At 37.4% G+C, this 11465-nt stretch carries 10 protein-coding genes; 3 read left to right on the forward strand and 7 right to left on the reverse strand.

Annotated elements, in window-relative coordinates:
- Window position 1: 1 nt before the first annotated feature.
- Complete coding sequence (locus tag EHQ52_RS11495; RefSeq protein ID WP_135615289.1) at window positions 2-1618, reverse strand: HAMP domain-containing methyl-accepting chemotaxis protein; 1617 nt, start codon at window positions 1616-1618, stop codon at window positions 2-4.
- Between the two features lie 42 nt (window positions 1619-1660).
- Entirely contained in the window at window positions 1661-2191 is a 531-nt protein-coding gene (locus EHQ52_RS11500) for a chemotaxis protein CheW (RefSeq protein ID WP_135615290.1), read from the reverse strand.
- A gap of 156 nt (window positions 2192-2347) precedes the next feature.
- On the opposite strand from EHQ52_RS11500, the gene EHQ52_RS20330 reads away from it, so the two are divergent.
- The 3 genes from EHQ52_RS20330 (at window position 2348) to EHQ52_RS11510 (ending at window position 4688) form a co-directional block, all read left to right on the forward strand.
- Window positions 2348-2482, forward strand: a complete 135-nt coding sequence (locus EHQ52_RS20330) for a hypothetical protein (RefSeq protein ID WP_279638301.1) — start codon at window positions 2348-2350, stop codon at window positions 2480-2482.
- 359 nt (window positions 2483-2841) lie between these two features.
- On the forward strand, window positions 2842-3420 hold the full coding sequence (locus EHQ52_RS11505) for a chemotaxis protein CheD (protein ID WP_244244842.1): 579 nt from the start codon (window positions 2842-2844) through the stop codon (window positions 3418-3420).
- A gap of 59 nt (window positions 3421-3479) precedes the next feature.
- Window positions 3480-4688, forward strand: a complete 1209-nt coding sequence (locus EHQ52_RS11510) for a sensor histidine kinase (RefSeq protein ID WP_135615292.1) — start codon at window positions 3480-3482, stop codon at window positions 4686-4688.
- A gap of 12 nt (window positions 4689-4700) precedes the next feature.
- Here EHQ52_RS11510 and EHQ52_RS11515 read toward each other — a convergent pair whose 3' ends face one another.
- The 5 genes from EHQ52_RS11515 to EHQ52_RS11535 form a co-directional block, all read right to left on the reverse strand.
- Window positions 4701-5876: a sensor histidine kinase gene (locus tag EHQ52_RS11515; protein WP_244244843.1), complete on the reverse strand. Its 1176-nt coding sequence runs from the start codon at window positions 5874-5876 to the stop codon at window positions 4701-4703.
- A gap of 540 nt (window positions 5877-6416) precedes the next feature.
- Entirely contained in the window at window positions 6417-7628 is a 1212-nt protein-coding gene (locus EHQ52_RS11520; RefSeq protein WP_135615294.1) for an acetyl-CoA C-acetyltransferase, read from the reverse strand.
- Window positions 7629-7741: 113 nt separating this feature from the next.
- Complete coding sequence (locus tag EHQ52_RS11525; protein ID WP_135615295.1) at window positions 7742-8713, reverse strand: YheT family hydrolase; 972 nt, start codon at window positions 8711-8713, stop codon at window positions 7742-7744.
- 42 nt (window positions 8714-8755) lie between these two features.
- Window positions 8756-11056 (reverse strand): hybrid sensor histidine kinase/response regulator, encoded by a 2301-nt coding sequence (locus tag EHQ52_RS11530; protein ID WP_135615296.1) that lies wholly within the window; start codon window positions 11054-11056, stop codon window positions 8756-8758.
- A gap of 169 nt (window positions 11057-11225) precedes the next feature.
- Window positions 11226-11411 (reverse strand): hypothetical protein, encoded by a 186-nt coding sequence (locus tag EHQ52_RS11535; protein WP_135615297.1) that lies wholly within the window; start codon window positions 11409-11411, stop codon window positions 11226-11228.
- Window positions 11412-11465 lie beyond the last annotated feature (54 nt).

Here is an 11465-nt window from a genome sequence, read left to right on the forward strand (position 1 = left end):
GTTATACTTTGATTTCGCCGGAATTTTCTTCTGAACCGGAAGAATGTTCGGATTGGTTAGTTGCCTCTGACTCTTCTTCTATCAATGGAAGGAAATTTTTTCCATTAGAGGCTTTTTTAGAATCTTTCTTTGCATTCCCGAATTGTGAGGCTGCATGTTTTAGATCAAAATGAGGAGCATGGAAATGAGACTTGATCGGTTGAGCGGCAACAGAAGGTCCGCGGTCTTGTTTTTTAGATTTTCCTTTGGAGGCAGTTAATACTTCTTCTCTGATCTTGATTAGAGTTCCCATTACTTCTAAAAGTGTTTCTGCTTGTTCGTTCAATTCTTTCGCTGTGGAAGCTAACTCTTCGGATGCGGCGGCATTCTCTTGAGTAGCCTGGTCCAACTGAACCATTGCAGTATTGATCTGAGTGATACCCCTCGCTTGTTCATCTGAAGAAACTGAAATTTCTTGGATCAACTTCGCAGTATTCTCTATACTTGGAACAATCTCTTCTATAAGTTTTCCTGCATCTTCTGCGCGTTCTACTGAATCTTTAGAAAGTCCGTTAATCTCTTGGGCCGCGATCTGGCTTCTTTCCGCTAATTTTCTTACCTCGTCTGCAACCACTGCAAATCCTTTTCCATGTTTACCTGCTCTTGCAGCTTCAATTGCAGCGTTTAACGCTAGTAAGTTGGTTTGATAAGCGATCTCTTCGATGATATTCACTTTACCCGAGATCTTTTTCATCGCATTCAGGGTTTCTAAAACGGATTTTCTACCCTTACTCGCGTCTCTCGCAGAAGATTCTGCCATAGAGTTTGTTTCTTTTGCATTATGAGAGTTTTGTTCTATTGTAGAAGACATTTCTTCTACTGCCGCAGTGGTTTCTTCTAAACTTGCCGCTTGTTCATTTGAAGACTGGCTCAATGAGAATGCAGTTGCAGAAACCTGAGCTGCCGCGGAAGAAACTGAACCTACTACTTCCAATGCAGTACTTAAAGCTTTATTGACAGAAATTGTTATCCATACTGCGCAAGCTACAGCAATCAAGGAAGAAAGTATGGGGATCAGTATCATCAAGAATGTGGTTTCTGCATATAGCTCATCTGTGCTTTTATTCGCATCGTCCAATTCTTTTTGGGCACGATCAATCATTTGGTTTAAATAACCTTCCATCTTATCCAAATAACTTCTGAGTTGAACTTGAGAGATTTGTCTTGCTTCTGCGTTTTTATTGATATATGCGAGGTCTAAAACTTTTTTCAGGGTAGCTCTATAATCTTTTTCTACTATCCTAAATTCATCCATATTCTTTTTGCCAGCTTCTTGCAGGAGTGGATAAACATCTGTTCCCAATTGAGGTAAAAGTGCTAAATTTGTTTCCGTTTCACCGATATACCTTTTCATATCATCTTCCTCTGTAGAAAGAATGGTATTTTTTTCTGCTCGGGTAACCTTGAGTATTGCGGTCCTCATCGCCAAAAGCATGGTCGATTTTTTAGCGGAAACATTGACCGCTTTAGTAACTACTGCATTAAAAGTATTTAAACGATATATTGCAAATCCTGCTACGAAGATCAGCAGAACGACTACGGTTGAGAATCCTATGGTTAATTTGGTTTTGACGCTCATTCTTCTATCCTTGCTTTATTATAAATTTCTTTTGTTTGGTTGTTAGGCTGGAGTTCCGGTCTCGGGAAGTTTTTCATGTAGGACTTCCAGCTCGTCGTCTCTTAACAATTTACGCACATCAAGTAGTATCTTAACTGAATCTTCTACTTTACCGAAGGAGGCAATGAAACGATTTGCTTCACCATCTCCCATTTTTGGAGCCGGCTCAGTATTTTCGGAAGGAATGCTTACTACTTCGCGGACTGTGTCCACGATGAGTCCAAGACTTTCTCCTTCTATGTTTAAGATGATTACGCAGGTTTTTTCTGTATAAGGAATGGATTCCATATGGAATCTTAGCCTAACATCAATTAGTGGAACTACTTTTCCGCGGAGATTAGTTACTCCTTTGATAAAGGCAGGCATATCAGGGACTTCCGTGATCGGTTGCATCCCAATGATCTCTATGATATATTTGATCTCTAGTCCGTATTCTCTATCTGCAAGTGAAAAGACTAAATATTTATTCTCAAGTGTGTCTTCATCATCCGCTTCATCTTCTTCCAAAAGAAGATCTATTTCGTTTTCTGCCATATTTATCCTCGATATTCTTCTTCGAATAGTCTCGATACTCGAATAGAATTTGTTTTGTTTGTCTCGAATTCAACATAGCCCGTCGATTTTAGCACAAAGATCGCGAGCAGACATACTAAAATAATTTATTTCAAAAGATTCTTGAAACCTTAAATTATGTCGGATTATTTACAGAACTTTTGGATCTTTCTTTTATGTATGATGAATGATCCGAAGTTCGTTCTTTCTAAACTGATCTTCTGCGGTTTTATCTTTTGTAAGAACTATACCGGCAAGATGTTCGATGGATAAAAAAATAATCCTAATTTATTTCTATTCTTTTTTAATTCCTGGCTTCCAAATTTTTCATAAGACGAACTTAATATAGAAAAAAGAAACGGGCTCTAATAACTTATGAAATAATTTTTAAATTCATTTCTAAAAACTAGAGCTAAAGGACTACTCAGTATTCTTTGACATGCTTTAGGTAATCGCTTGTTCTAGTAGGTCGAGATCCAGTTTAGTATTTCAAGAAAACGTAAATAGATTTTCTGAAATTTCTTTTGGAATTTTCGGAAAAATATAATTTCTCTTTCTTCTTAAAGAAGCGTTGTTACATTAGGTTGATTTTCAAAGTCGTATTAGAGTATACTGAGGCGCGGGCGGATTGTTTGGAATCAAATAGAGTTATAGAAGAAGAGGAAAAGATTCCGTCTGTATTCGTTAATGTGGGAGAATGTTTATTTTCCCAAACTCCTGTTGCGATGAAAACTCTATTAGGCTCATGTGTATCAGTATGTCTATTCGATCCATTCAATAGATTCGGCGGGATGAATCATATACTTCTCCCAGGAAAAGCGGGTGTCGATGATTCCGCAAGATTCGGGATCAATGCTATGGAATTATTGATCAATGAATTCGTTAAAAAAGGAATTCCCAGAAGTCGTTTACAAGCAAAGATCATAGGCGGGGGCAAGGTTTTAAGACTGGGCTCTAAAAGTGTTCCAATTGGCGAAAGGAACGTAGAGTTTGTGAAAGAATTTTTGAAATCAGAAGAAATTTCTGTTTCCGGAGAAGAAACCGGAGGCCAATATTATAGAAATCTTCGCTTTTTCACTCATACTTTCGAAGTGTTTGTAAAACGTGTGCAGATCGATCTAGAGAAAAACATGATCGAGAAAAACGAAGCGGCTTATTTGGACAAAATACGGGAGAATATGCGGAAAAAAACGCCGACTACTTTCTTTTAATTTCGAACGAACATTTAAGTGTTTAGAAATTAATTATCGGCGCCGCTCAGGAGAAACGATTGAATTCCCTCGTACGCAATTTACTTTCACCTGCCATTCTCACCGAAGAGAACGGCAAAATCATTGAATCCAATGACAAGTTTGCCGAATTGATTGGCAAAGAATTAGATGCTACTTTTGATTATTTAGATTGGATCCATCCGGTGGATAGAGAACACGAAGCTTCTTTATGGGAAAAAGATCCTAGTCTCAAACATTATGAAATGGTAAAACGTGTTAAAAACACGGATGAGATCTATTTAGCCTATCATACAGTTACTTCCAAAACGATAGATGGGAATTTGTTAACTCTATTTTTGCCGATGGAGACAAAACTTCCCTCCGACTTTAAAAATATCTCGATACATTCTACTGGGGAGAGTGTGAAGAAAGCGGAGATAGAGATCTATCGCAAAGCCTTGGAACTATTCGATTGGAAACAATCTCTCAAAGACAGATATTCTTCTACTGCTTGGATGGACTCTGCTATTAAACAGATCAATATCACATTGATGCAAGGTACAGGCGTCGGAAGTTTGATGACTGTACTTTCTATGATACTTTCCAAAGCAAAAAAGAAAGAAGGTGCAGAATTTGTAGAAATACGCGCTAATCTTTTTGATCTTTTACAAGACGGAGTGGCGAGCGCTTCTAGATTTACTAAATTTTTATCTTCTGCTCAGGCTCTTTTTGAGGAGAGCGAAACTCCAGACGAGATTGGAACAGTTGCAGAGTTTGTAGACGTATTGAGAGAAGTGATAGATGATATTACCCCTTCTGTCGCTCTTAAGGACCAGAAAATCCTAGTATCAGATAATTTGCATATTCTTTCCAACCGTTTGAGATTTAAGAAAGCTTGGATCTCTACTATTGCGAAAGAGGTTCTGATCAACGCTTTAAAATATTCTCCAGATAAATCCAGCGTGTTAATTCTCGTGCTTCGGGTAGGAGAAGAGTTACAATTTAAGGTGATCAATGATCCTCCTTTTTCAGGTTATTTACAGGAATTCCATGAGGATCTCGTATTTGAGCCTTTTTATAGAGGGGTCAAATTTATGGATGAACGTTTCGATCAAGAACAGTTTGGGATGGGCCTTGGACTCCCAGTCGTAAAAAAACTTGTAGAATTACAAAATGGAAAAGTGCATCTGCAGACGATGAATCTAAATCTAGACGATACCAGAAAAGAAGGGATCTGTCTTACGATGCGTTTTCCAGTCATTGAGTAGAAAATCAATCTCCTAAATTTTTTGAGAAATCGGTAGATCCATTTCCATTAGGACCATTGTTTCTTCTTCCTCGTCTAAGAAACTTTTCACATTGAATGTAGAAATTTTTCCTTCATGGTTTGAGACTATTTTTTCTACTAAAGGTAAACCTAATCCATAATCCAGAGTGGGGATGTCTTCGTGAACATATTTGGTTAACCTCGCAAAAGGTTGGAATACAAACTCAGATTCTTCGTTTGGAATTCCTTTTTTACTTCCTCCTTCTATTTTGGGAGAATTTAAAACAGAGATCAAAAGTTTTCTTTTTTTCAGAGTGAATAATACATAGATCGTTGTTTCCGGTTCGGAAAATTTGATCGCATTCAGCAATAGTTCTCCTACTGCTTTTTTAAAACTTTCTTCGTGAATGCCTACAGCCGCTCTGGAGCTTATATACTTATCTTCACAGATCTTGATATGTAATCTTTTGAATCTTGCTAGTTCGTATACGTTCTGTATCTCTTTTCTGAACAGATTATGTATTTGTGAAATGGTGTATTCTTCTTTGATCTGAGGGTTATGGATGAAATAGTCCATCTCGTTGAAAATTTCTATAATCCTATTTGCTGTTTCTGCATTGGATAATAATAGATCGATCAGTGTAGCAGGGACCTCATAATGAGTTCCGTTCTGTTTTGCCTTTTTGCGTATTAGCCCAATCGCAGATACCAACGCTCCAAATCCAGATCCTTGACTTAAAGAAGTTCTAATATTCGAGATTAGATAAGCACTTTTTGTTTGTAGATCTTTTCGGATCAAATCTTTGCGAAATGAATTCCAATCCAAATCTCCTTGGATCTTATTAAATCTTTCTGTTTCTAGATTATCCTGTAGCAGATCCAATTCCCAATTTTCTTTTATATTTTTTAGAGTTTCCGTGATTTCTTTGGGTGAGGTTTCGTTAACATCAATACAGTCGAAGGCACCTAAACGTAATGCCTTAACTATAGTTTTGGTATCAGGATTTTCTAAGCCCAATATGAAAGTAGGAGACCTTTTTGACGTGGAAAACTTTCGGGTCAATATTTCGAATTGAGAGATATCTAATTCTGAATAAACGATCCCAAAGTCTCGATCAATTTTCAATTCTTCCAATAATGGAAAATGAAAAACTGTAAGACCTACATCTTCACAAATTTTGGAGATCAAATCCGTTCTTTTTTGATCGGTTCCCACTAACAAAATATTTTTTTTAGTCCGGCCTTCCAATTGCCGAACATCATTTTTTTCTATTCCAGCGTTCGTCATAGACGCGCTCCATCCAAAAGCATTCCCGAATATTCGGAAAATATCTATGTAATATATTTTTAATGAGCCATAACTCTAGAATAACGTGGAAAATTGAAATATTAAATTTTATGACTTTTGTATACTAAGATGGAAGTAATGAAAAAAATGTTTTTCTAAATTATGAGTATAAGATGTTGCAAATTATTACATCATAAAATACAAATATACTAGCACTTTTGGATTATATTATAATTTACGACTAAACAGAACGTGTTATCTTTTTCAAAAATTTATTTCTGTAGGTTGTTCGAAATAAGTGAAGGTTTTAACTTAAATTAGTCGAGATCCGTATTGCGGGTATTAGATGTCGCGGATAAAAAAAATGGATAAAGTGTATAAAAATAAAAAACGCCGCTTTCCAAAAGAAAAACGGCGTTAGATAACGTGAGAAATTAGAAATTAAATTCTTTCGATTACAGTTGCGATCCCCATTCCCCCGCCTATGCAGAGTGTAATGAGTGCGTAACGTTGATTTCTTCTTTCTAATTCGTCTAAAGCGGTTCCAAGAAGGATAGCTCCTGTTGCTCCCAGTGGGTGTCCTAAAGCAATTGCTCCTCCGTTTACATTGATCTTTTCAAGAGGAATACCTAGAGTTTTTTGAGTATAAAGTACTACGGAAGCGAACGCCTCGTTAATTTCCCAAAGATCGATATCTTCTACTTTTAATCCTGCCATTTGGAGTGCTTTTTTGGAAGCAGAAACAGGTCCAGTCAACATGATAGTTGGGTCTTCTCCAGTTGCCACAGTTGAAAGGATTTTTGCTCTTGGCTTTAATCCGTATTTTTTGATTCCTTCGTCGTTAGCGATCAAAACGGAAGCCGCACCGTCCACGATTCCGGAAGAGTTTCCGAGTGTGTGGATATGGTTGATCTTTGCTACATCAGGATAAGATTTAAGCGCGATCGCATCTAATTCTCTTTCTCCAACAGTTTTGAAAACTGCACCTAAACCAGAAAGGAATGCGTAGTCAGATTCAATACGAGGGTTTTCGTCAGTGTCTACTATTGTTCCGTCTTCTAACTTAACCGGAATGATAGATTTTTTGAATGCGCCTTCTTTGATTGCTTTGTCTGCTTTCAATTGAGAAGACTCTGCGAATTTGTCTGCTTCTTCTCTAGTGATATTATACTTGGTTGCGATCAGGTCCGCTGAAATTCCTTGAGGAACAAGATTATAATGCTTTTGTATATTAGGATTTCCTATATTAAAATCTCTGTCTCCTAAGTCTGCTCCCATTTTTACACGGCTCATGGATTCTACTCCACCGCCTAAACCAACAGCCATTGCTCCTGATTGAACATGATTTGCAATATTGTTCACTGCTTGTAATCCGGATCCGCAGAAACGGTTTACAGTGTAACCTGGAACTGAATTAGGCCATTGTGCAGCCATGACCGCATAACGAGCGATACATGCAGCTTGGTCATCCACTTGGGAAACACAACCTAATACAACTTCTTCTACAACTTCTGGTTTTAATCCGTTTCTTTCTTGGATTGCTAATAGAGTAGAGGCAGAAAGTTCTTGTGGGTGAACGGATGCAAGTGTTCCTCTTTTTTTACCTTTCCCTCTTGGGGTGCGAACCGCATCAATTACGTATGCGTTGGACATAGTATTTCTCCTATAACGAAAGCCGTTCGGTTATTCTTGAACTTGTGTTCAAAAACGAAATATGCTTACGGCTTGAGTTTAGAAGAAAGGAGGGAAAAGCAAGCTACTTCTTCTTATCCGAATATAACTTTATCGAATACTCTGAAATACCAACAATCTCCTTTTAAATTTTCATAAAATCCGTTATGGCCTCCGTACTTTTGGATGAATATCTTAAGTTTGGAATTTTTAGGGATCTCATTAAATTCATCAGGACGTATGATTGGATCGTCTGCAGATGTAACTATTGTCAGATCTACTTTGAGTTTTTCAAAATCCTTTGGGCCCAATGTATAAGAATTAAAATAATGATCCGTGTCTTTAAACTCTGCAGAAGACGCTACGATCCTATCAGTCATTTCCATGACTGTTTTTCCTTTCATTATATTTTGGTAAGGATGTAGATCAGGAAAATGTACATTCTTCTTAGCTAAGGATTGTCTCCATTTATCTAAAAAATATTTTCCTATGATCAATTTAGAATCCATCATTTCAGTCGCAGACTTTGGGTGAAGAGGAGGACTAACAGCGATACAATGTTTTAAATTAGGGATACTTTGTTTATTTCTAGAATGTTCTCTGGCTACTCGAATCGTAAAATTCCCGCCCATAGAAAATCCGCCCAAGTATACAGGAAGTTTATGTCCGAATTCTTTTGCAACTTTACGGACTGCTTCGTACGTTTCGCGTATTAAACTTCCGTTAAATGGTTCTGGATTCAAATGATGAGTGTTCCCATGATCTCTTAAGTTCAATCTAAAAATAGAAATTCCTTTATCATAAAATCTCCTGGAAGTTCTTTGGATATAATTTGAATCCATACTTCCTTCCCAACCATGTATAAGCACGAGCAGGGCTTTATTTTGTGGAGACTTAGAATAATGACCTAATAAACGAACTCCTTTACCTGCATCTATGACTACAGGAGAAGCTGCCTTGTCCATAGGATGATCCGGAGTATTCTGCCTCATTAAAGAAGCTAAAACAGTTTGTACAAATGGATGTCTGAGATGAAAGGGAGGTTTGAAGGGACGAAGAGTCTCCATGCCGGCAATTTTCCGGGTCAGGTTTTGTTAGACAAGCATTCGTCAGAGAAAATCGATAAGAACTTTATACAATTGTTTTGGTTGGAATGGTTTGCCGATAAAACCTTCTATACCATGTTGAGCGCATTTTTCATATGCTTCTGAAAAGGAACTAGCTGTGACTGCAACGATCGGAGTCTTTGCATTAGAGGAATTTAAAGCATGGATAGCATCCGCAGTATGATATCCGTCCATCTCGGGCATTTGTAGATCTAATAGGATCAGGTCGTATTTTTTATCATTCGTATCCAACAGTTTTAATGCTTCTCTGCCGCTTAAAGCAGAGTCGGATTGTATTCCTGTTTTGCTCAAATGTTTTGCAAGTATTTTCACATTGATCTCGTTATCATCTACGATCAGAACAGAGCCTGAAGTGAATTTAGGAACTGCATCTGATTGTTGTGTTTGTACAATATTTAAAGAAGTTTGGGTTTCCATTTTTAAAGGAAGAATAACAGTAAACTCAGAGCCTAGTCCAGGTTCCGAATCCAATCGAATTTCTCCTTTCATCCTAGAAGTTAACCTTTTGACGATATAAAGTCCTAATCCTACTCCTCCATATCTACGTGTATCCGCCAGATCTTCTTGATGGAATGCATCAAAGATCCTTTGTCTGGCTTCTTCTTGGATACCGATCCCTGTATCTTTTACTTTGAATAGAATAGAATCAGCTCCTTCTAAATCTAAAGAAAGTGTGACTGAACCTTTGTCTGTAAACTTGATGGAATTTGTGATCAGGTTCAATAAAACCTGCTCGATCCTGGTCCTATCTCCAATGATAACCTTAGGGAATTTTTCGGAGATTAGGATCTTGAATTCTATCTCCTTTTCGAATGCTTTAGGTTCTACTAATATACGTATAAGGTCTATAAAGGTTTTGATCTCGAAAGCTTCTTCCTTGATCTCCATTTTGGCGGAATCCAAGGTGATTATTTGGAGTAGATCGTCGATTAATCTGGAAAGGATTTCAGTGGAATCGGAAAGATCTTTTAGATATTCCTTTTGTTCCGAGTTCAATTCGGAACCTGCGAGAAGAGTGGCCATCCCGAATATTCCGTTCAGAGGTGTCCTCATCTCGTGGGAGATCATTCCTAAAAATTCCGACTTAGCCTTATCTGCTTGTTCTGCCTTTTCTTTTGCTTTTTCTAAAACCAACTCTGATTGTTTTGCGGCAGAGATATCCGTATGAGTTCCTACAATACGTGTAGGTTCTCCATTCTCATCCTTTATGATAAGAGCTCTGGAGCGGATAAACATATATTCTCCGCCTTTCGTTTTAAATCTTAAAACCTTATCGAATCTTTCCGTTTCTTCGGATTGATGTCTTTGGAATGCAGAAAGTGCAATTCTAAGATCCTTAGGGTGTACTAATTTTCTCCAGACCTGAAGATCATCGGAAGCGATCTCTTGGTCCGTAAAACCAAGCATTGTTTTCCATCTTTCAGATAGAAAAAGTTGTTCTGTCTTCACATTATAATCCCAGTATCCATCATTGGATGCAAGATAAGTGAATTCTAACTGCTCTTTTTGTATTCTAAGCTGGTTCTCTACGTTTCTAATTTCAGTAATATTCTTATTACTGATGAGAAGTCCATCATATACACGGCTAATATGAAGAAGATAAAATCCTAAATTTCCTTGAGTATCTCTGATCTCATATTCTTTTCTTTGTGCTTGTTGTGTGAGATATACATTCTTATAAAGATCAAATGTCCCTAATTCCAAATTTTGAGGGAATAATTTACATAAATTTTTACCAATCGCGATCTCTTTGGGCATTCCTATCTCTGCTTCCGCTGCAGGATTTAGATCCTTATATAAAAAATCTGTAATGGATCCTTTATTATCAAAAATTGGTTCTAAATAATAAACAGCGTCTTCGTTCCTATAAGCCGCTTCTCTAAAAATATCTTTTTCTTTGACTTCTTGGTTTAGGTCCTTTGCGAGAGAAACGATCCAATCGTCCTGAGGACAGAGCATTGTGGAGTCGAAATAATTTCCATTGAGTACGGATTTACGAGTTCCTCTCCATTCTGAGCCGGCTTTGCTGATTGAATCCATAAAATCAGCGATTTCTGGCTTAATTTCATTTACATCAGGTCTTAACTTAGTGAAATTTCTTCCTATTATGAAACTCTTCTCCATTTGTAAAAGTTTAGCACCTTGCTCATTACAATAATGGAGTTTTATATCTTTGATCTTACCGTTTTTATCCCGGATAAGTTCGTTTACATACACAGAAGTCCCATCTGAATTTTCAAAAAATTTAATGAATGTAAGAATGTCTGCCGGGAGTTGATTCATCTGCGTTCTAAGGACTTTTACATCATTATAGGACGGCGAAGATCCAGAAAAGGCCCCGGAATTTCACGAAAGAAGGCCTTAAATCCTTAATGAGAAACCAACGTTTAGTATCTGAAAGGAACGGGTTGGAAAGGATTTTTTGGGGAGAAGAAGAAGTAAAATTATAGGGCTAGGAAACTTCTCCCTCTTGTCCTGAGCTTAAAAATTCATTTTCAGAATTTTGAGGGGAAAATTTCCAAATTTCGGATCCTGAAGGATAGGTTTCTAATCTTTCTGTATCGTTTTGCCTGGATTCCAGCTTTCTACATAGGTCTTGGAATGGGTGACGAAGGGAAGAAGCTCCACGTATGCTCATATCCAGATTCTCTTATAATGAGACTCAATATCAATAAAATCTTTTTATTTCGAA

Origin of the sequence: Leptospira koniambonensis (assembly GCF_004769555.1) — a bacterium.
GTDB classification, from domain to species: domain Bacteria; phylum Spirochaetota; class Leptospiria; order Leptospirales; family Leptospiraceae; genus Leptospira_B; species Leptospira_B koniambonensis.